Source organism: Pantanalinema sp., from assembly GCA_036704125.1.
In the GTDB taxonomy this organism is placed as follows: domain Bacteria; phylum Cyanobacteriota; class Sericytochromatia; order S15B-MN24; family UBA4093; genus JAGIBK01.
Map to the genome: position 1 here is coordinate 13,321 of DATNQI010000054.1, position 18,343 is coordinate 31,663.

The window sequence follows — 18,343 nt, forward strand, 5'->3', positions numbered from 1 at the left end:
CTCCTTGACCCATGGTCAATCCATGGTTCTCCACAGGTTGTAAATGAACATCCCCGCCGCGACGACCTGGAGCGATCCGAACACGGCGAGCGCATAGCCTCCCGCCCGTCCCGCCGTGTAGACGAGGGGAAAGGACCCCGCCATCCCGACCAGCGCGACGTTCGAGAGGATCAAGTGAGTGCGGGCGAGGGCCTGGCTGTGCAGGACCTTCCCCTTGAAGCGGGGCACCACGTGGTAGGCCACGCCGAAGATGAACATGGATGCGAACCCCAGCAGGTTGAGGTGCGCATGGACCGGCCGCAGGTAGCCGACCCACGCGGGCTGAAGGGCCATCGTGAGGCCCAGGATGACCCCGAGACCAAAATAGATGAGCCCGGCTCGGATGAACCAGATCGTTTCGAAGCTCATGGACGCCTCACCTGCGCAATCTCCTCATGATGGGCCCGGAAATCACCGGGCGGCCGCCCTCCTGGGCGGTTCATTAACCAGGTTAACAAACCAGCGCCGGGCGGGATATGAGGTAGCTCAGACAGGCGCATGGAAAACAGGCCGTCGCTTGATGCGGCGGCCTGTTTTCCTGAGCGCGCGGCGTCGGTGTTTAGTCGACGATGGTGAAGATCTTGGCGGCAGCGGCGCCCTGGAGGTTGGGGGTCTGCTCGTAGCGGTTGGCCTTGATGCCGGCGACGGTGGCCTTGTGCCAGTCGGCGTAGGTCATCGCGTTGCCGCCCTTCTTGTAGGCGTCGACCAGGTAGTAGGTCAGCGCACCGTTGTAGGTGCTGTTGATGTAGGCGTCGGCCGAGGTCTGGTCGTCCTGGCAGCCCGAGATCAGGGTGTAGGCACCGCTGTTGGCGCGAGCCGCGAAGGTCTGCATCGCCTTGGCGTTGACGCTGACCGCGTCGAGGTTCTTGGCGTTGTTGGCGAGGGTCAGGCCGCGGACGCGCTTGTTGCGGTCAACGGTGCCCGAGTTGCAGGAGTCCGAGACGAACAGCATCGAGGCGCCGGCGGGAAGCTGACCGAGGATGCTCTGGAGCTCGTCGTCGAGGATGGCGTTCTTGAAGCCGCCCGCGCCCTGGGCCAGGTCGGTGGGGCAGATGATCTCGTCCATGCCGTCCGGCTCGTCGCCGTTCACGTCGCGGACCTGGGCGCCGTGACCCGAGTAGTGGAAGTAGAGGAAGTCGCCCTTCTTGGTGGCGGCGACCGCGGCCTTGAGGCCGGCGAGGATGTTGGCGCGGGTGGCCTGCTGGTCCAGGACGACGGTCATGTCGCCGGCCTTGAAGCCCTCGGCGGGAAGCATGTTGGCCTGGACGTTCTTGATGTCGTTGACGCAGCCGCGCAGGTCGGCGCCCTGCAGCTGGTAGTCGTTGATGCCCACCAGGAAGGCGCGCTTGGTGCCGGTGACGGCGCTCATCCCCTTGAAGGAACCGTTCGTGCCGTCGACCATCGAGGCGCCGGGGAGGCCGCAACCAACGAGGGCGCTCGCGGCGGCAACCGAGGACAGCATCAAGGCGACGAGGTTCTTCTTCACGGGTGGCTCCTTGCATCGGTGGGGCGTCTTCGGCCCAGCAACGTATCGACAAGATTCAGAATAGATTAATCCGTCTTAACTGTCAATAACCCCACCTTAACTATTTAACCTATTCTTAACTATGCACTCAAAACAAGACAGCAGGCGGCTTCCAGGCAATAAAAGGCGTCCACCAGCCCCCCAAGGCAGAAAGAATCCCCGAAAAATTTTCGGGGATTCTCTCAAAAAACAGGGAAGGTTAAACCCGCAAGCATTCATGGAACCGGAATTTGCCGAGCCTTCATCAGGGCGCCGCGGAAGCCATGGGCAGGGCGAGCGCCCGGCGCAGGCGCAGAGTGGCGATCTGGTGGTGCGCGATGCGCAGTGCCTCGTCGGCGGCGGCCAGGGCTTGGCGTGCCGATTGGAGCCTGGTGCTCGCCTGGTCTCGCGTGAGGCGCTGCTGACGCTGCTCATCACGCCGCTGGTGTTCGTAGCGCGGGACAAGCTTCAACCGCGAAAGACGGCCCAGGCTCACCACGCGGAGATGGAGCCTTCCGTGTAGAAAAGCGAATGGGTCCTGAGTCCCCTTCCGGCGCAAAAAAGCAATCGGGCGAGTGCTTCTGCACTCACCCGATTGCTTGGAACTTAAGCGGCCCGACTAGTCGACGATCGAGAAGATCGTGGCGTTGGCAGCACCCTGCAGGTTGGGGGTCTGCGAGTAGCGGTTGGCCTTGATGCCGGCGACGGTGGCCTTGTGCCAGTCGGCATAGGTCATCGCGTTGCCGCCCTTCTTGTAGGCGTCGACGAGGTAGTAGGTCAGCGCGCCGTTGTAGGTGCTGTTGATGTAGGCGTCGGCCGAGGTCTGGTCGTCCTGGCAGCCCGAGATCAGGGTGTAGGCGCCGCTGTTGGCGCGCTGGGCGAACTTCTTCATCGCGGTCGTGTTGACGTTGACGGTGTCGAGGTTGCGGAGGTTCGAGCCGAGGTCGAGGCCGCGGACGCGCTTGTTGCGATCGACGGTGCCCGAGTTGCAGGAATCCGAGACGAACAGCATCGAGGCGCCGGCGGGAAGCTGACCGAGGATGCTCTGGATCTCGTCATCCAGGATGGCGTTCTTGAAGGTGCCGTTGCCGCGGGCGAGGTCGGTGGGGCAGATGATCTCGTCCTTGCCGTCCGGCTCGTCGCCGTTGGTGTCGGGCACCTGGGCGCCGTGACCCGAGTAGTGGAAGTAGAGGAAGTCGCCCTTCTTGGTGGCGGCGACCGCGGCCTTGAGGCCGGCGAGGATGTTCTCGCGGGTGGCCTGCTGGTCGAGGACGACGGTCATGTCGCCGGCCTTGAAGCCCTCGGCGGGAAGCATGTTGGCCTGGACGTTCTTGATGTCGTTGACGCAGCCGCGCAGGTCGGCGCCCTCCAGCTGGTAGTCGTTGATGCCCACCAGGAAGGCGCGCTTGGTGCCGGTGACGGCGCTCATCCCCTTGAAGGAACCGTTCGTGCCGTCGACCATCGAGGCGCTGGGGAGGCCGCAACCAACGAGGGCGCTCGCGGCGGCAACCGAGGACAACATCAAGGCGACGAGGTTCTTCTTCACGGGTGACTCCTTCGCTTCGGTGGGGCGTCTTTGGCCCAGCAACGTATCGACAAGATTCAGAATAGATTAATCCGTCTTAACTGTCAATAACCACACCTTAACTATTTAACCTTATCTTAATCTAAGCATCAAATCAAGGCGCCATCTCGATCGGAGGCAGCCTCACGCGAGCGTCCGGGCGATTCTCGCCAAAAAAATCTCGAAAAAATTCAGGCCAGGCCCCGGAAAACGGTGAGCAACCCGATCCCGATCAGCACGAGCGCGCCAAGCTGCTGCAGGCGCTGCCGGATCGTCACCCCGAGGCGATAGGCGATGAGGCCGAGCAGCAGCATCGCGGGCAGGGTGCCCAGCCCGAAGCTCGCCATGGTGAGGCCGCCCGCGACGGCCGAGCCGGTGGTGGCCGCGATCGCCGCCCCGCTGTAGACCATGCCGCAGGGCAGCCAGCCGTTCAGCACCCCGACCCCGAAGGCCCGCGCGCGCGGATCGAGCGCCATCGCCCGGCGAAAGAGCGCCTTGAACCAGGCGGCCTCGGCCAGGGAGGGCAGGGACTCCGGGCTCAGGCGACGCCAGCCCAGAAGCCCCAGGCCCAACAGGACCATCAGGATGCCGGCCGCGATGCTCAGGGCGCCCTGCACCCCCGCCAGCCGGCCGCCGAGCGCGACGGCGGAGCCGAGGGCCCCCGCGAAGAGCCCGATCACGGCATAGGAGCAGGTCCGGCCCAGGTTGTACAGGAGATGGACGCCCCAGTCGCCGCGCCCGCCCGCGGGCAGGGTCGCGGAGTAGGCGGCGACGATGCCGCCGCACATGCCCAGGCAGTGGGCGAAGCTGAAGAGAAAGCCCAGCGAGAAGGCCGCCCAGAGGGGGATCATCGGCCGCGGATCTCGACGTGCCGGCTCCCCACCCCGCTCTGCTCGCCACGGCGCGCGGTGGCCTCGATCAGCCAGTGGCCGCCCATGGTGAAGCTTCCCTCGCCCCGGTACAGACCCGGCCGGCCCGCCACCGGCCGGGCGGCGAAGCGGTTGAGGGGCATCGCCATCTCGGGCATGGTCAGGTCGAAGCGGACCTCGGCGCCCTCGAGCGGCAGGCCTTCCGCCGTCCGGACGGTGACCTCGAAGGGCATGGTCTTGAAGGGAACAAGGTCCTGGACCGGGGAGATCGAAAGGCGCAGCTCACCCGCAGGAGCCTGCGAGGCGCGCATCGCGCCGATCGCGTAGCGGGAGAGGATCACCCCCCCGACCAGGAGGATCACCAAAAGGACGAGCGCCCCGAGCCGGGCGCGGGGAGCGGGGAGAGAGGGCTTGATACCGGCCATTGCGACTCCTTGTTCAGCTGCGACCACCCTGGATCCTATGCCCAGGGGCATCTCGGGGGGTCCGGGTGAACTACTGATCTTGCGTGGTACACTCGCGGGAGGGGACTGACACCCGTAGATACTACGGATATCCCCTTCTTCGCGCTTCTTTATGATAAGGGCTGAACGACAGGGAAGCTCCTTGATCGTGAATCATTGGCGGAGATCGATCACGTGCGATCGCCGGCAAACATTGGAGGAGAGAAAACAACGATGCAACAAGCATTGGACAGCACGACCGGCAGGTCCGAGGCACCGCCGATCTACGACGACATCACCACCCGCAACTTCGCTCTGGCCGCCCTGATCTGGGGCATCGTCGGCATGCTGGTGGGCGTCATCATCGCCGCCCAGCTCGCCTGGCCCGTCCTGAACTTCAACCTGCCCTGGCTGTCGTTCGGCCGCCTGCGCCCGCTCCACACCAACGCGGTCATCTTCGCCTTCGGCGGCAACGTGCTGTTCGCCTCCATGTACTACACCGTGCAGCGCACCTGCCGGGTGCGCATGTTCAACGACACCCTCTCCAAGCTGAACTTCTGGCTGTGGCAGCTGGCCATCGTCCTGGCCGCGATCACCCTGCCTCTGGGAATGACCCGCGGCAAGGAGTACGCGGAGCTCGAGTGGCCCATCGCCCTGGTCGTCGGCGTGACCTGGATCCTCGCGGGGACCAACTTCTTCGGGACCCTCGCCCGCCGCAAGGAGCACCACATCTACGTGGCCAACTGGTTCACGGCGGCCCTGTTCATCGCGGTGCTGCTGCTGTACGTCTTCAACGGCCTCTCGTCGCTGCCCGTCAGCCTCACCAAGTCCTACTCGCTCTACGCCGGCGTCCAGGACGCCCTGATCCAGTGGTGGTGGGGCCACAACGCGGTGGGCTTCTTCCTGACCACCGGCTTCCTCGCCCTGATGTACTACTTCCTGCCCAAGCAGTCCGGCCGGCCGGTCTATAGCTACCGCCTGTCGATCCTGCACTTCTGGGCCCTGATCTTCATCTACGTCTGGGCCGGCCCCCACCACCTGCTCTTCACCGCCCTGCCCGAGTGGGCCCAGACGCTGGGCATGACCTTCTCGGTGATGCTGATCGCCCCCTCGTGGGCCGGCGCCCTCAACGGCATGCTGACCCTCAAGGGCGCGTGGGACCAGCTCCGCACCGATCCCATCATCAAGTTCATGTTCACCGCGGTGACCTTCTACGCCATGTCCACCACCGAAGGCTCGCTGCTCTCGGTCCGCACCCTCAACTCCCTGTCCCACTACACCGACTGGACGATCGGCCACGTCCACTCGGGCGCCCTCGGCTGGGTCGCGATGATCTCGTTCGGCGCCCTCTACTACATGATCCCCAAGCTCTGGGGCAAGGCCCAGTGGTACAGCTCCAAGCTGATCAACACCCACTTCTGGATGTCCACCGTGGGCATCATCCTCTACATCGCCGCCATGTGGATGGCGGGCGTCAGCCAGGGCCTCATGTGGCGCGCTACCAACGCCGACGGCAGCCTGACCTACACCTTCGCCGAGACGGTGGCGGCCATGCACCCCTTCTACGTGATCCGCACCCTGGGCGGTCTGCTGTTCCTCGCCGGCGTGGTCGTGATGGCCTACAACACCTACAAGACCCTCGCGCCCAGCGCCCACGCCACCTCGGCCAAGCCGAGCCTGGCTTCCTAGGAGAGACGCCCCATGTCCTTTTTGAAGAATCTCTACGAGAGCCCCCTCAAGCTGGGCGTCACGATCGCGTTCGTCGTGAGTATCGGCGGCCTGGTCGAAATCCTGCCCCTGTACTTCCTCAAGAGCGCGGTGCCCCCGGTGGAGGGCGTCAAGCCCTACTCCCCCCTGGCCCTCGAGGGGCGCGACCTCTACGTGAAGGAAGGCTGCTACAACTGCCACAGCCAGCAGATCCGGCCCTTCCGCGCCGAGACCGAGCGCTACGGCCACTACTCGCTGGCCGGTGAGTCGGTCTACGACCACCCCTTCCAGTGGGGCTCCAAGCGTACCGGCCCGGATCTCGCCCGCCTGGGCGGCAAGTACCCCGACTCGTGGCACGTCCAGCACATGCGCGATCCGCGCAGCATGGTCCCCGAGTCGGTGATGCCCGCGTACCCCTGGCTCGAGAAGACCGCCCTTCGGACCGACGGCATCCAGGCCAAGATGAAGGGCCTGCGCATGCTGGGCACCCCCTACACCGACGCCGAGATCGCAGCGGCCCCCGCCGAGCTCGAGGGCAAGACCGAGCTGGACGCGCTCGTCACCTACCTGCAGGGCCTCGGCACTGCAGTCAAGAGGTAAGCTAGCCATGTCCTTCGAAGCGCTCGCAACCGCCAGCAAGATCGTCTCGCTGCTGATGTTTCTCCCCATCTTCGTAGGGGTGGCCTTCTGGGCGTACCGACGCCAGAACAAAGAGCGCCTGGAATCCTACGCCCATCTCCCCCTGCAAGAGGACTAAGTGATGCACGAACCCAAGATCCTGCATACCATCGACGGCATCTCCGAGTACGACAACCCGAGCCCCCCCTGGATCATCGGGGTCTTCCTCGCGACCCTGGCCTTCGCCCTGGTCTACCAGGTGCTCTTCCCCAGCTGGTTCGGCCCCGGCCTGCTAAAGTGGAGCCAGGTGAAGATGCACGCGGAGGAAGTGCAGGCCGCCTCGGCGCTCGCCGCCAAGGTCGCCTCCACCCAGGCCGACGCCGGCATCGACGCCGTAGTCAAGGACCCCGCGGCCATCGAGGCGGGCAAGGCCGTCTTCGCGGCCAACTGTGCCGCCTGCCACGGCGCCACCGCCGAGGGCGGCATCGGCCCCAACCTCGTGAAGCCGCCCTACTGGGTGTCGGGCACCGGTACCCCCGCCGACATCGAGCACATCGTCAACACCGGCACCGCCAAGGGCATGCCCGCCTGGGGCGGCGTCCTCGGCAAGACCAAGGTCCAGCAAGTCACGGCCTTCGTGTACAGCCTGGAGCACCCGGTTAAGTAACACCCGAAAGAAGAACCGTCATGGCCGAACCCGCCGACACCAAGCTCAACACCGAGATGTTCAAGGGCAAGATCTTCGTCAAGAACATCTGGGGCAAGTTCCAGGCCCAGCGCTGGAAGGTCTTCCTCTTCCTGCTCGCGGGCTGGTACATCCTGCCCTGGCTGAGGATCGGCGATCGGCCGGCGGTCCTTCTGGACATCCCCGCCCGCAAGTTCCACATCCTGTGGATCACCTTCTGGCCCCAGGACGTCTACCTGCTCACCCTCGCCCTCATCACCTGCGCCCTGTTGCTGTTCGGCGCCACCATGCTCGTCGGCCGCGCCTGGTGCGGCTACACCTGCCCCCAGACCGTGGGCACCAGCCTCTACCTCGAGATCGAGCGCTGGATCGACGGCGATCGCCCGCAGCAGCTGCGGCTCGCCAAGGCCCCCTGGGGCCCCGACAAGATCAAGAAGCGCCTCTTCAAGCACGGCCTCTGGGTCCTGCTCTCGTTCGCGCTGAGCCTCAATTTGCTCTTCTACTTCGTCCCGGCCGCCGAGGCCCTGCACCGCCTGGCGACCCTGAGCCTCAGCCCCACCAACCTCTTCTTCCTCTGCTTCTTCGCGGTTCTGGCCTACGCCGACTTCGGCCACGCCCGCGACTGGGTCTGCAAGTTCCCCTGCCCCTACGGCCGCTTCCAGGGGATCATGACCGATCCCGACTCGCTGGTGGTCACCTTCGACGTGAAGCGCGGCGAGCCCCGGCAGTTCTTCCGCAAGGGCGAGGAGCGCACGGCCGGCGACTGCGTCAGCTGCAACCTGTGCGTGGACGTGTGCCCCACGGGCATCGACATCCGCAACGGCCTCCAGTACGAGTGCATCTCGTGCATGCGCTGCGTGGACGCCTGCGACCACGTCATGGGCAAGGTCGGCTTCGAAGCGGGGCTCATCCGCCTCTCCAGCGAGCGCGAGGTGTCGGGCCAGCCCAAGGCCAAGTTCCGGCCGCGCCTGGCCTTCTACGGGGTGGTGCTGACCGCGGTGCTCGGCACCATGGTCGCCTCCATCGCCCTGCGCCCCACCACCGAGCTGGACGTGGTGCGCAACCGCAGCTTCGTCTACCAGCAGCTGAGCGACGGCCGCATCAGCAACGTCTACATGGTCAAGGCCCTCAACAAGGACGACACGAATCACCACTACCGCCTGGAGATCGAGGGCCTCGACGCCCAGGTGATCGGCGGCTCGAAGGACATCGAGGCCCGCTCGGGCGAGGTGGTGCAGCAGAGCGTGGCCCTGGCCCTCAGTCCCGATCGCGACGCGAAGAGCGTCGGCAGGTTCACCTTCGTCCTGGTGGACGCCGAGAGCGGCAAGAAGGTCGCCCGGCGCAGCAGCACCTTCATCCTGCCCGAGCGGGAAGCCCACGAAGCCCACAAGGAAACCGAAGAGTAGAGGAGACCCCCGTGAAGTTCACCTACGCCCAGAAGTTCGTCGCCGGCATGGTCGGCATCCTCGTCTTCACCTTCGCCCTCGACATCGGCTTCATCGTGGTGGGGGCCATGGGCGACGACGGGCTGGTGGTCGAGAACTACTACAAGCACGGCCTCAACTACGACGCCGATCGCGCGACGCGCGAGAACAAGCAGGGCTGGCAGGTCGCGCTCGACGCGCCCAAGATGGCCCAGCGCGCCGAAAGCGCGATCGTGACCCTCAAGGACCGCGACAGCCGCCCGCTGGCGGGCGCCACCGTCACCCTCCAGCTCTTCAGGCCGACCAAGGCGGGCTACGACCAGCGCATCACCCTCGCCGAGGTGGGAGCCGGGCGCTTCGAGGCCCCCGTCACCGTCCCGCTCGAGGGGCTCTGGGACGCCACGGTCGAGATCCAGCAGGGCGCGGTGCGCTACGATTACCGCGAGCGCCTGCGGCTTGAAGCCCCGCGCTCATGACCACGCTCGCGCCGAGCGCCTGCTTCCATTGCGGGCTCGACGCCAGGGACCCCGTCACCGGCCGGATCGGCGACCAGACGCGATCGTTCTGCTGTAAAGCCTGCAAGCTCGCCGCCGAGCTGATCGGCGGCGAGGGGCTCGACGGCTTCTACGCCCGGCGCGAGGGTTTCGGCCTGAAGCCGAAGGCGGCGCACGACTTCCCCTTCGACGATCCCCACTTCCAGGAGAGCATCTCAAGATCCGAGGGCTGCTCCATGCGCGAGGTCGTCCTGGAGCTCGAGGGCCTTCACTGCTCGGCCTGCGTCTGGCTGATCGAGCGCATCCTCGGCAAGACCCCGGGGGTCGAGTCGGTGAGGGTCAACTTCACCGCCCGGCGCGTCGTCATCCGCTGGGATCCCGCCACCGTCCGCCTCGGAGCCCTGGCCGACACGCTCGGCGCCCTGGGCTACCCCCCCTCTCCCTACGACCCCACCGGCTCCGACCGCCGGGCCCGCACGCGCCAGCGCGCCATGCTGATCCGGCTCTCGGTCGCTGCCCTGGCCGCCCTCGGGGCCATGTTCGTGGGCGAGGGCCTCAACTGGGGCGGGTTCGACGCGAGCGAGCACCACCTGCGCGGGATGCTGTCGTGGGTGGGGCTTGCGATCGCGACGCCGGCGGCCCTGTACGTGGGCTGGCCCTTCTTCAAGAGCGCCTGGACCGGGCTGCGCGCGGGCGCGCTCACCATGGACGCCACGATCACCCTCGCCTCGCTGATGGCCTACCTCGCGAGCGTCTGGGCGACGGTCACCGGCCGCGGCGCGGTCTACTTCGATTGCCTGCTGGCGCTGCTGTTCTTCCTGCTGGTCGGGCGCGCCCTCGAGGGGGCGGTGCGGCGCCGGGTGCTCGGGCTGGCCGAGCGGAACTGGCGGCTGGCCGCCCCCAGCGCGACCCGGCTCAAGGACGACGGCGAGGAGACGGTGGCGACCTCGGCCATCCGGACAGGCGATCGCCTGCTGGTGCGCCCGGGCGAGACGATCCCGGTCGACGGCCGCGTGGAGTCGGGCACCGGCCACGTGGACGAGGCCATGCTCAGCGGCGAGTCGCTCCCGGTCTCGAAGGCTCCCGAGAGTCCCGTCACGGCAGGCACCCTCAACCTGGAAGGGGCGCTCGTGGTGCGCGCCGAGCGGGTGGGCGCCGAGACCACGCTCGCCCAGATCGTGCGCTGGGTGAGCGAGGCGGACGCCGCGCGCTCTCCCTCCCAGCTGCTCGCGGACAAGGCGGCGACGGTCTTCTTGCCCCTGCTCGTCCTGGTGGCGGGCCTGACGTTCTGGCTCAACCTGCCGCTCGGGCTGGACCATGCGATCCGCAACACCGTGTCGGTGCTGATCGTGACCTGCCCGTGCGCGCTGGGGCTCGCGACGCCGGCGGCGATCGCCGTGGCCATGGCCCGCGGGGTCCGCGAGGGGATCCTGTTCAAGGGCGGCCTGGAGCTCGAGCGCCTGCGCGGGGTGACCCACCTGATCCTGGACAAGACGGGGACGGTGACGGCGGGCCGGATGCGCGTGACGCGCGTCGAGGGCGAGGGCCTTGAACTCGCGGCCTCGCTCGAGGCCCTCTCGGAGCACCCGATGGCCCGGGCGGTGACGGCCCATGCCCAGGAGCAAGGGCTGGCTCCGCTTCCGGTCGAGGGCTTCAAGGCGATCCCCGGGTGCGGGGTGGAAGGCACGGTCGCGGGGCACCAGGTGCGGATCGGGAAGCCGGGATGGCTCGACTCCATGGAACTTGATTTTATCCCCCCACCCCCCACCCCGAGCCGCTCTCGGGCATCCGTGCCCTTCGCGGCATCAGCGCATCCTGCGCAAGTCCACCAGGGGGCGGGGAGTCCCGGACCGGAGACGGACAGCCGTATCCTGATCGCGCGGGACGGGAGGGTCGTGGGCTCCGTCTCGATCGCGGACACCCTGCGCCCCGACGCGGCCGAGACCCTCGGTGCGCTCAAGGCGCGCGGGATCGAGGGGATGCTGCTGTCGGGCGATCGCAGGCATGTGGTCGAGGCGATCGCCGGCAAGCTCGGCCTCGCGCGCTTCTTCTCCGACGTCCTTCCCGACGGCAAGCGCGCGGTGATACAATCCGAGCGCGGACACGGGCGCGTGGTGGCCATGGTGGGCGACGGCGTGAACGACGCCCCGGCGCTGGCGAGCGCCGACGTGGGCATCGCCATGGGGCAGGGGGCCGCGATCGCGGCGTCGGCCGCGGGGGTCGTGCTGCTGGGCGATCGCCTCGGCCAGCTGCTCGACGCCTTGCGCCTCTCGGAGGCGACGGTCGCCACGATCCGCGCCAACTTCGCCCTCTCGGCGCTCTACAACGTGGTGGCGGTGCCGGTCGCGGCGATGGGCTGGGTCTCGCCCCAGTGGGCCGCGGTGCTGATGCCCGCGAGCTCGCTCTTGGTCCTCTTCAACTCCCTACGTCTGTCGAGGTGACGCCTTGGAAGCCATGTTCATCATCCTGCCCATCACCTTCCTGGCCGCCGCCTACCTCCTGTACGCGCTGATCAAGGGAATCCGGGCAGGGGAGTACGACGACGTGGAGGGCGAGAAGTACCGCATCCTCCACGACGAAGAGTGACGATCGAGCCGGACGCTTCGGCGCCTCCCCTCACGCTGGGGCAAGGATCGCAAGGGACTCACCGATAATAAGCAGGTGCACCCCCGGTTCGTCAGGAGGAGAGGATGATCGTCACCCAGCGCGTGGGAATCCCCGTCGTCGACATGGACGACTATCGCTCGGGCTCGCCCGAGGCCCGCGAGAACTTCGTCAAGACGCTCGGCGACGGGCTCAAGGAGTTCGGCTTCATCACCGTCGGACACCACGGCATCGACCAGGAGCTGATCCGCAAGGCCTATCGCCTTTACCAGGACTTCTTCGCCCTGGACCTCGAGACCAAGCGCAAGTACGGCAAGCGCCACGGCGGCCAGCGCGGCTACACCGAGTTCGGCTCGGAGAACGCCAAGGGCAACCCCGTCCCCGACCTCAAGGAGTTCTGGCACGTGGGCCGCGAGCTCGCCGCAGGCCATCCCTTGCGCTCCGAGTACCCCGACAACGTCTGGCCCGCAGAGATCGCCGAGTTCAAGCAGACCGTCCTCGCGCTCTACGGCCAGCTCGATAGCTGCGTCGACACCTTCCTCTTCGCCCTGGCCGACTACTTCGAGCTGCCCCGGACCACCTTCTCCGACATGGTCAAGGACGGCAACAGCATCCTGCGCACCATCCACTACCCGCCGCTCTCGCCCGACGCCGATCCCCGCGCGGTGCGCGCCGCCGCCCACGAGGACATCAACATGATCACCATCCTCTGCGAGGCGACCTCGTCGGGGCTGGAGCTGCTCACCCGCTCGGGCGAGTGGCTGGCCATCGACGCCCTCGAGGGCCAGATCGTCGTGGACGCGGGCGACATGCTGCAGCGGGTCACCAACCACGTGATCCCCTCGACCACCCACCGCGTCGTCAACCCCGAGGGCCCGAACACCGCCCGCTACTCGATGCCCTTCTTCGTCCACCCCTACAGCGCGTGCGACCTCACGGCCCTCGACCGGTTCGTGACCGACGAGAGCCCGCGCAAGGATCCCCCCATCACCGCCGGCGCCTTCCTCGAGCAGCGCCTGCGCGAGATCGGCCTGATCAAGTAAGACGCCCCTTTAAGCCAAAGGTCACCCGAACGCAACACGATCCGGCCTACGATGAGGGCCGGATCGTGTTGTTTCTGCTTGAGGAGTGAGGTCATGCTCGAGAAAGCCACCGCCCTGGTCGCCAGCTATAACGCCATGGTCATGGTCGCGATCGCCGCCTTCGGCATCGCGTCGGCCACCGTCTGGACGCTGGCCATGCGCCAGCGCAAGTCCCGCGGCGAATCGTAACCCCTTTCGCCGAGATCGACCGGGGGCAGGCTGAGCCTGCCCCCGGTTTCGCATGGGGAGCAGGCATTGACGCCCACCGAGGAAGGGAAGTAGCATACCCCTACCCCGTATAGCTTACCTTTCGTGAGGCTCACCCATGACCATCCTGCTGCTCGCCATCGGCTTCGTCGGCGCCTTCATCTCGGGCCTGCTCGGCGTGGGGGGGGCCATCGTCCTGATCCCCATGCTGCTGTACCTTCCCCCGCTCCTGGGGCTGGGGCGGCTCGGCATCGTCGAGATCGGCGGCATGTCGATCGTCCAGGTGCTCGTCGCCTCCTTGCTCGGCCTGCTCTCCCACCGCCGGGCGGGGCACTTCTCGAGGCGCGTGGCCCTGCCCATGGGGATCGCCATGGCCGTGGCCTCGGCCCTCGGCGCCGGCCTCTCGAGCGTCTTCTCGGGCGAGGTCCTGAGGGCGCTGTTCGCGCTTCTCGCCGGCGCGGCCGCCCTGCTGATGGTCCTGCCGGCCCCGGCCTCGGCGGACGGCGAGGAGCTGCCCGAGGGCTTCAGCCCCGCGCTGGCCTCGGCGATCGCCTCGTTGGTGGGCCTGCTGTCGGGCCTGCTCGGGGCGGGCGGCGCCTTCATGCTCACCCCTCTGATGCGCTCGGTGCTGGGGCTGCCCATGCGCCTGATCATCGGCAACTCGCTGGCCATCGTCTTCATCTCGGCCCTCTCGGCCAGCGCGACCAAGGCCCTCACCGCCCAGATCCCGTATCAGCACGCCGCCCTCCTGGTGGCGGGCGCGCTCGCGGGATCCCCGCTCGGCGCCCGGGCCTCGCTGCGCGCGCCGGTGAAGGCCCTGCGCTGGATCATGGCGATCGTGATCGGTTCGACCGCCGTCAAGATGACGCTCGACCTCCTGAGGTGAACGACCGACAGTTGACTCCTCGGAGGCGATCTCTTACCATTGGTAACGAACATACCCTAGAGGGGTATGGTAATCGAAGATCTCGCGACGGATAAGCGACCGATAAACAACCATGGAGGTCCCCATGTTCGAACTTTCCCCCGCTGAACTCAAGGCCCGGCTCGACCGCCAGGAGGCGATCGCCCTGCTGGACGTGCGCAACGCCGAGGAGTTCGAGGCCTGGCGCATCGAGAGCAAGCACGATTTCCCCGTGGCCCACGTGGCCTACTTCGACTTCATCGAGGATCCCGAGGCGGCGATCGCGGCCCTTCCCTTCTCGCAAGAGCAGGAGGTGGTGGTGGTCTGCGCCAAGGGCGGCTCCTCCGAGTTCGTGGCGAACTTGATGAACGAGGCGGGCTACAACGCCCTCAACATGACCGGCGGCATGCAGGCCTGGGGCGACCTCTACGAGGTCCGCGAGGTGGTGCCCTCGAGCGCTCGCCTCACCCTGCTGCAGTTCAACCGGGTCGGAAAGGGCTGCCTCTCCTACCTGATCGCATCGGGCAAGGAGGCGATCGTGGTCGACCCGGGCCGGCACGTCGCCCAGTACGTGGAGGAGGCCAAGAGGCGCGGGCTGAGCATCGCCCACGTGGTGGACACCCACGTCCACGCCGATCACGTCTCGGGCGCTCCTGAGCTCGTCGAGCTGACGGGGGCCCCCTACCACCTTCACGAGGGTGACGCCTCCTTCGGCAAGCTGAACGTCGCCTCCGGCGAGGGCCAGATCCGGCTGGGCGAGCTGGTGGTGGACGTGCTCCAGGAGCACACCCCGGGCCACACCCCGGGCAGCACCAGCCTGGTGGTGGACGGTCGCTTCTTCATCTCGGGCGACACCCTCTTCGTCAAGTCGGTCGGCCGTCCCGACCTGGGCGGCCACGCGGTGGAGTGGGCGCACGACCTCTACCGGACCCTGAGCGAGAAGATCCGCCGGCTCTCGGACGACACGACGGTGCTTCCCGGCCACTTCGCGAGCCTGGACGAGATCCGCGAGGACGGGGTCGTGGCGGGGGTCCTCGGCGAGATCCGCAAGAGCAACCCGGCCCTTGCCATCGAGGATGCGGGCGCCTTCGTCGCCTTCATCCAGGAGAACATGCGCCCCCAGCCCGAGCTCTACGGCGAGATCCGCCGGGTGAACCTGGGCCTGGTGAGCGCCTGCGAGGACCAGCGCACCGCCCTCGAGATCGGCAAGAACGAGTGCGCCGCCAGCAAGGCCCTCGCCTGACCCCGCCTGCATGCCCGCTTAGATAGAGAGGATCATCCCCATGCAAAACCACGACGCCACCAAGACCCTCGACGTGAAGGGCCTCAAGTGCCCCATGCCCATCGTCAAGGCCAAGAAGGAGCTGGACGCCATGGCCCCCGGCGAGACCCTCGCGGTGCTCGCGACGGACAGGGGCTCGGTGCTGGATTTCCAGGGCTGGGCCAAGACCAACAAGACGGCCCGCCTGGTCGAGCAGCAGACCGTGACGAGTGACGACGGCCGCGAGGTGTACGTCCACGTCATCGAGCGCCAGGGCTAAGGAGTAAACACGATGGATTCCACCGCAACGATCTCGGCCCTCGAGGCGCGCGTCGCGCGCCTCGAGGGCGACCTCGCCGGGCTCAAGGAGAACGTCCCCGAGGACCGCGTCTCGATGATCGTCTTCTCGGGCGACCTGGACAAGACCCTCGCGGCCTTCATCATCGCCACGGGTGCTGCCACCATGGGCATGGAGGTCTCCATGTTCTTCACCTTCTGGGGGCTCTCGGCCATCAAGGAGCGCCGGCTCTTCGACGCCAAGTCGCTCAGCGAGCGGATGATGGCCATGATGACCCCTTCGAGCTCCAAGGAGCTGAACCCCTCGAAGATGGCCTTCATGGGGGCCGGGGCGGCCCTCTTGCGCCAGATGATGAAGGACAAGGACGTGGCCTCGCTGGAGGACCTCATCTCCCTGGCCCGGGAGATGGGCGTCACCTTCACCGCCTGCGAGATGAGCATGGACGTGATGGGCGTCAAGCGCGAGGAGCTGCTCGCCGACGCGCAGCTGGGCGGGGTGGCGACCTTCATGGCGGACGCGCTGAAGAGCCGCGTCTCGCTCTTCATCTAGGAAGGATCGCCCCATGACCAGCACGACCGTCCCCCCCCTCAAGGCGAACCCGGCGATCGGCGTCGCCATGGCGCTGGCGATCGCCACCCTCAGCTACTATCTCGCCACCCTCCCGGGCCTCAAGGTCATCGGGGCGCTGACGGTGGCCCTCATCGTCGGCATCCTCTGGCGCGCCGCGGCGGGGTTGCCGAGCGCCGCGCTGAGCGGCACCAGGTTCACGGCCCGGACCGTCCTGCGCGCCGGGATCGTCCTGATGGGGGCGCGGCTCGACTTCGCCATCGTCGCCCAGGCGGGCCCCAAGATCCTCCTGCTCGACCTGGTCATGATCGGGCTCGGCATCGCGGGCATCTTCTGGATCACCCGGCGCTTCGGGGTCGAGCGCAAGCTCGGGCTGCTCGTCGCGGTGGGCACCAGCATCTGCGGGGCGAGCGCCGTGGCCGCAGCCGCCGGCGTCACCAAGGCCGACGAGGACCAGACCACCCTCGCCGTCGCCCTCATGGGCATCCTCGGCACGATCGGGGTGCTGCTCTACGTGTTCGGAGGGCGCTTCATCGGGCTCAGCGACCACCAGCTCGCGATCCTCTCGGGCTCGACCCTGCACGAGGTCGCCCAGGTCATGGCCGCGGCCTTCTCGTTCGGCCCCGCAGCCGGCGAGATGGGCACCCTGGTCAAGCTCACCCGGGTGGTGCTGCTCGCCCCCGCCCTGGTGCTGGTCGGGTTCTTCATGGGAGGCGAGCGCCTGCGCTACACCTGGAAGGAGCCGCCCATCCCCTGGTTCGTCATCGGCTTTTTGGCGATGGGGGTCGCCGGCACCGTCGGGATCCTGAGCCCCGCCGCGCGCAGCGCCCTCTCGAACGCGAGCATCTTCCTGATGGTGATGGCCATGGCGGCGATGGGCCTCAACACCCCGCTCGCCATGATCCGCAAGGCCGGCATGAAGGTCATCTACGCGGGGCTCACGGGCTTCGCCCTGCTCGCGGCCACGAGCTACCTGCTGATCAGGGTCCTCGACATCCAGTAAGGAGAACGCCATGCCCTCCGCTTCCACCTCCGAGGCCGAGCCTCGCTTCGGCCGCCTCGGCGTCGGGTTCGGGCTCCTGGGCGCGGCGTCCATCGCCCTCTTCGGGCCGATCGGCGTCTCGACCACCTACCCCAGGGCCGTCGGCGCGATGCTCGAGCGCCTCTTTCCCTCCTTCGCGGCCTCCCAGCCCTACCTCGTGCAGATCGGGGGCCTGGTGCGCCCCGAGACCGCGATCGTGCTCGGGCTCGTGATCGGGGGGCTCCTCGCAAGTCGCCTCTCGGGGGAGCGAGCACCCGGCGTCGAGCTGGTCCATGCGCACGAGCGCTCCCGCGCGCTGCGCTACCTCACGGCCTTCATCGGGGGCTTCCTGCTGCTCTTCGGAGCCCGCCTCGCCGGGGGGTGCACCAGCGGGCACGTCATCTCGGGGATCATGCAGCTCTCGGTGAGCGGGCTGATCTTCGGCGCCGGGGTCTTCGCCACCGGCATCCCCACCGCCAAGCTCTTGCAGAAAGGACGCTGAGATGGACCTCGCCTTCGGCCTCTTGATCGGGATCGGCATGGGCGCCTTGATCCAGCGCGTCCGCGCCTCGAGCCCGGGCATGATCGCCCGCAACCTGCGGCTCGAGAACCTTTCGATCATCAAGTTCATGGCCCTTGCGATCGCCGTGGGGGCCGTCGCCTCCTATGTGCTCGCCGGCTTCGTCCCGATGCACTTCTCGATCAAGCCCACCTACGTGCTCGGGGTCCTGGCCGGAGGCCTGGTCTTCGGGCTGGGCTTCGGCCTGGCGGGCTATTGCCCCGGCACGTGCGTGGTGGGTGCCGCCGAGGGGCGCAAGGACGCCCTCTTCACCCTCGCCGGCGGCCTCGGGGGAGCCCTCGCCTTCACCCTCGCCTTCCCCGCCCTGGAGCGGAGCTTGATCACTCCCTTCAACTACGGGAAAATCACCCTGGCGGATCTCATCCACCTGCCGCCGCTCGGGATCGCCGTCGGCCTCGCCCTGATCCTGGCGGCCTTCGCGTTCCTGGCCCCCACCCAGCTCAGGCGCCCTTCGTGATCCGATGACATTCGA

Annotated in this window: 23 protein-coding genes; 18 read left to right on the plus strand and 5 right to left on the minus strand. The window is 67.4% G+C overall.

Translation table 11 applies throughout. The annotated features are described in order from the left end of the window. Window positions 1–15: 15 nt before the first annotated feature. Together V6D00_08470 and V6D00_08475 are read right to left on the minus strand one after the other, a co-directional pair. On the minus strand, window positions 16–408 hold the full coding sequence (locus V6D00_08470) for a hypothetical protein (protein HEY9899199.1): 393 nt from the start codon (window positions 406–408) through the stop codon (window positions 16–18). Between the two features lie 190 nt (window positions 409–598). Beyond that, window positions 599–1,525, minus strand: coding sequence for a caspase family protein (locus V6D00_08475; protein ID HEY9899200.1), 927 nt, complete (start codon window positions 1,523–1,525; stop codon window positions 599–601). A 256-nt stretch (window positions 1,526–1,781) separates the two neighbouring features. On the opposite strand from V6D00_08475, the gene V6D00_08480 reads away from it, so the two are divergent. Beyond that, complete coding sequence (locus V6D00_08480; GenBank protein ID HEY9899201.1) at window positions 1,782–2,066, plus strand: hypothetical protein; 285 nt, start codon at window positions 1,782–1,784, stop codon at window positions 2,064–2,066. Window positions 2,067–2,162: 96 nt separating this feature from the next. On the opposite strand, the gene V6D00_08485 is transcribed toward V6D00_08480, so the two are convergent. From V6D00_08485 to V6D00_08495, 3 genes are all read right to left on the minus strand, one after another. Further along, window positions 2,163–3,089 (minus strand): caspase family protein, encoded by a 927-nt coding sequence (locus V6D00_08485; protein HEY9899202.1) that lies wholly within the window; start codon window positions 3,087–3,089, stop codon window positions 2,163–2,165. A 209-nt stretch (window positions 3,090–3,298) separates the two neighbouring features. Next, entirely contained in the window at window positions 3,299–3,958 is a 660-nt protein-coding gene (locus tag V6D00_08490) for a sulfite exporter TauE/SafE family protein (GenBank protein ID HEY9899203.1), read from the minus strand. Beyond that, on the minus strand, window positions 3,955–4,401 hold the full coding sequence (locus tag V6D00_08495; protein HEY9899204.1) for a FixH family protein: 447 nt from the start codon (window positions 4,399–4,401) through the stop codon (window positions 3,955–3,957). The genes V6D00_08490 and V6D00_08495 overlap by 4 nt, the downstream gene beginning before the upstream one ends. A 252-nt stretch (window positions 4,402–4,653) precedes the next feature. Between V6D00_08495 and ccoN the strand changes: the two genes are divergently transcribed. The 17 genes from ccoN to V6D00_08580 all read left to right on the plus strand — a co-directional run bounded on the left by ccoN (window position 4,654) and on the right by V6D00_08580 (window position 18,328). After that, a complete protein-coding gene (gene ccoN / locus V6D00_08500; GenBank protein ID HEY9899205.1) occupies window positions 4,654–6,108 on the plus strand; it encodes a cytochrome-c oxidase, cbb3-type subunit I in 1,455 nt (484 codons plus the stop codon). Between the two features lie 12 nt (window positions 6,109–6,120). Beyond that, window positions 6,121–6,726 carry a cytochrome-c oxidase, cbb3-type subunit II gene (gene ccoO, locus V6D00_08505; GenBank protein HEY9899206.1) on the plus strand — a complete coding sequence of 202 codons (606 nt, stop codon included), beginning with the start codon at window positions 6,121–6,123 and terminating at the stop codon, window positions 6,724–6,726. 7 nt (window positions 6,727–6,733) lie between these two features. Continuing rightward, window positions 6,734–6,883 carry a cbb3-type cytochrome c oxidase subunit 3 gene (locus V6D00_08510; GenBank protein ID HEY9899207.1) on the plus strand — a complete coding sequence of 50 codons (150 nt, stop codon included), beginning with the start codon at window positions 6,734–6,736 and terminating at the stop codon, window positions 6,881–6,883. 3 nt (window positions 6,884–6,886) lie between these two features. Further along, window positions 6,887–7,411, plus strand: coding sequence for a c-type cytochrome (locus tag V6D00_08515; protein ID HEY9899208.1), 525 nt, complete (start codon window positions 6,887–6,889; stop codon window positions 7,409–7,411). A gap of 20 nt (window positions 7,412–7,431) precedes the next feature. Continuing rightward, window positions 7,432–8,835, plus strand: a complete 1,404-nt coding sequence (ccoG, locus tag V6D00_08520) for a cytochrome c oxidase accessory protein CcoG (GenBank protein ID HEY9899209.1) — start codon at window positions 7,432–7,434, stop codon at window positions 8,833–8,835. A gap of 11 nt (window positions 8,836–8,846) precedes the next feature. Continuing rightward, window positions 8,847–9,329: a FixH family protein gene (locus V6D00_08525; protein HEY9899210.1), complete on the plus strand. Its 483-nt coding sequence runs from the start codon at window positions 8,847–8,849 to the stop codon at window positions 9,327–9,329. After that, window positions 9,326–11,788 (plus strand): heavy metal translocating P-type ATPase, encoded by a 2,463-nt coding sequence (locus V6D00_08530; GenBank protein ID HEY9899211.1) that lies wholly within the window; start codon window positions 9,326–9,328, stop codon window positions 11,786–11,788. Before V6D00_08525 ends, V6D00_08530 begins: the two co-directional genes overlap by 4 nt. A gap of 13 nt (window positions 11,789–11,801) precedes the next feature. Beyond that, window positions 11,802–11,933 carry a cbb3-type cytochrome oxidase assembly protein CcoS gene (ccoS, locus tag V6D00_08535; protein ID HEY9899212.1) on the plus strand — a complete coding sequence of 44 codons (132 nt, stop codon included), beginning with the start codon at window positions 11,802–11,804 and terminating at the stop codon, window positions 11,931–11,933. 104 nt (window positions 11,934–12,037) lie between these two features. After that, entirely contained in the window at window positions 12,038–12,994 is a 957-nt protein-coding gene (locus V6D00_08540) for a 2-oxoglutarate and iron-dependent oxygenase domain-containing protein (protein HEY9899213.1), read from the plus strand. Between the two features lie 93 nt (window positions 12,995–13,087). Beyond that, window positions 13,088–13,222 (plus strand): hypothetical protein, encoded by a 135-nt coding sequence (locus tag V6D00_08545; GenBank protein ID HEY9899214.1) that lies wholly within the window; start codon window positions 13,088–13,090, stop codon window positions 13,220–13,222. Between the two features lie 136 nt (window positions 13,223–13,358). Continuing rightward, window positions 13,359–14,126 (plus strand): sulfite exporter TauE/SafE family protein, encoded by a 768-nt coding sequence (locus V6D00_08550; GenBank protein HEY9899215.1) that lies wholly within the window; start codon window positions 13,359–13,361, stop codon window positions 14,124–14,126. A gap of 124 nt (window positions 14,127–14,250) precedes the next feature. Beyond that, complete coding sequence (locus tag V6D00_08555; protein ID HEY9899216.1) at window positions 14,251–15,387, plus strand: MBL fold metallo-hydrolase; 1,137 nt, start codon at window positions 14,251–14,253, stop codon at window positions 15,385–15,387. Between the two features lie 40 nt (window positions 15,388–15,427). Further along, window positions 15,428–15,685, plus strand: coding sequence for a sulfurtransferase TusA family protein (locus V6D00_08560; protein HEY9899217.1), 258 nt, complete (start codon window positions 15,428–15,430; stop codon window positions 15,683–15,685). A gap of 12 nt (window positions 15,686–15,697) precedes the next feature. Further along, window positions 15,698–16,252 carry a DsrE/DsrF/DrsH-like family protein gene (locus V6D00_08565; protein HEY9899218.1) on the plus strand — a complete coding sequence of 185 codons (555 nt, stop codon included), beginning with the start codon at window positions 15,698–15,700 and terminating at the stop codon, window positions 16,250–16,252. 13 nt (window positions 16,253–16,265) lie between these two features. Then, entirely contained in the window at window positions 16,266–17,273 is a 1,008-nt protein-coding gene (locus V6D00_08570; protein ID HEY9899219.1) for a putative sulfate exporter family transporter, read from the plus strand. 10 nt (window positions 17,274–17,283) lie between these two features. Beyond that, window positions 17,284–17,793 carry a YeeE/YedE thiosulfate transporter family protein gene (locus V6D00_08575; protein ID HEY9899220.1) on the plus strand — a complete coding sequence of 170 codons (510 nt, stop codon included), beginning with the start codon at window positions 17,284–17,286 and terminating at the stop codon, window positions 17,791–17,793. Between the two features lies 1 nt (window position 17,794). After that, a complete protein-coding gene (locus V6D00_08580) occupies window positions 17,795–18,328 on the plus strand; it encodes a YeeE/YedE thiosulfate transporter family protein (GenBank protein HEY9899221.1) in 534 nt (177 codons plus the stop codon). Window positions 18,329–18,343: the final 15 nt, after the last annotated feature.

Coding starts and splice junctions, on each gene's coding strand:
- V6D00_08495 (HEY9899204.1), bottom strand. CDS start 4,401: ATGGCCGGTATCAAGCCCTCTCTCCCCGCTCCCCGCGCCCGGCTCGGG.
- V6D00_08580 (HEY9899221.1), top strand. CDS start 17,795: ATGGACCTCGCCTTCGGCCTCTTGATCGGGATCGGCATGGGCGCCTTG.
- V6D00_08530 (HEY9899211.1), top strand. CDS start 9,326: ATGACCACGCTCGCGCCGAGCGCCTGCTTCCATTGCGGGCTCGACGCC.
- V6D00_08490 (HEY9899203.1), bottom strand. CDS start 3,958: ATGATCCCCCTCTGGGCGGCCTTCTCGCTGGGCTTTCTCTTCAGCTTC.
- ccoG (HEY9899209.1), top strand. CDS start 7,432: ATGGCCGAACCCGCCGACACCAAGCTCAACACCGAGATGTTCAAGGGC.
- V6D00_08560 (HEY9899217.1), top strand. CDS start 15,428: ATGCAAAACCACGACGCCACCAAGACCCTCGACGTGAAGGGCCTCAAG.
- ccoO (HEY9899206.1), top strand. CDS start 6,121: ATGTCCTTTTTGAAGAATCTCTACGAGAGCCCCCTCAAGCTGGGCGTC.
- V6D00_08515 (HEY9899208.1), top strand. CDS start 6,887: ATGCACGAACCCAAGATCCTGCATACCATCGACGGCATCTCCGAGTAC.
- V6D00_08510 (HEY9899207.1), top strand. CDS start 6,734: ATGTCCTTCGAAGCGCTCGCAACCGCCAGCAAGATCGTCTCGCTGCTG.
- V6D00_08470 (HEY9899199.1), bottom strand. CDS start 408: ATGAGCTTCGAAACGATCTGGTTCATCCGAGCCGGGCTCATCTATTTT.
- V6D00_08565 (HEY9899218.1), top strand. CDS start 15,698: ATGGATTCCACCGCAACGATCTCGGCCCTCGAGGCGCGCGTCGCGCGC.
- ccoN (HEY9899205.1), top strand. CDS start 4,654: ATGCAACAAGCATTGGACAGCACGACCGGCAGGTCCGAGGCACCGCCG.
- V6D00_08550 (HEY9899215.1), top strand. CDS start 13,359: ATGACCATCCTGCTGCTCGCCATCGGCTTCGTCGGCGCCTTCATCTCG.
- V6D00_08555 (HEY9899216.1), top strand. CDS start 14,251: ATGTTCGAACTTTCCCCCGCTGAACTCAAGGCCCGGCTCGACCGCCAG.
- V6D00_08480 (HEY9899201.1), top strand. CDS start 1,782: ATGGAACCGGAATTTGCCGAGCCTTCATCAGGGCGCCGCGGAAGCCAT.
- V6D00_08570 (HEY9899219.1), top strand. CDS start 16,266: ATGACCAGCACGACCGTCCCCCCCCTCAAGGCGAACCCGGCGATCGGC.
- V6D00_08540 (HEY9899213.1), top strand. CDS start 12,038: ATGATCGTCACCCAGCGCGTGGGAATCCCCGTCGTCGACATGGACGAC.
- ccoS (HEY9899212.1), top strand. CDS start 11,802: ATGTTCATCATCCTGCCCATCACCTTCCTGGCCGCCGCCTACCTCCTG.
- V6D00_08545 (HEY9899214.1), top strand. CDS start 13,088: ATGCTCGAGAAAGCCACCGCCCTGGTCGCCAGCTATAACGCCATGGTC.
- V6D00_08575 (HEY9899220.1), top strand. CDS start 17,284: ATGCCCTCCGCTTCCACCTCCGAGGCCGAGCCTCGCTTCGGCCGCCTC.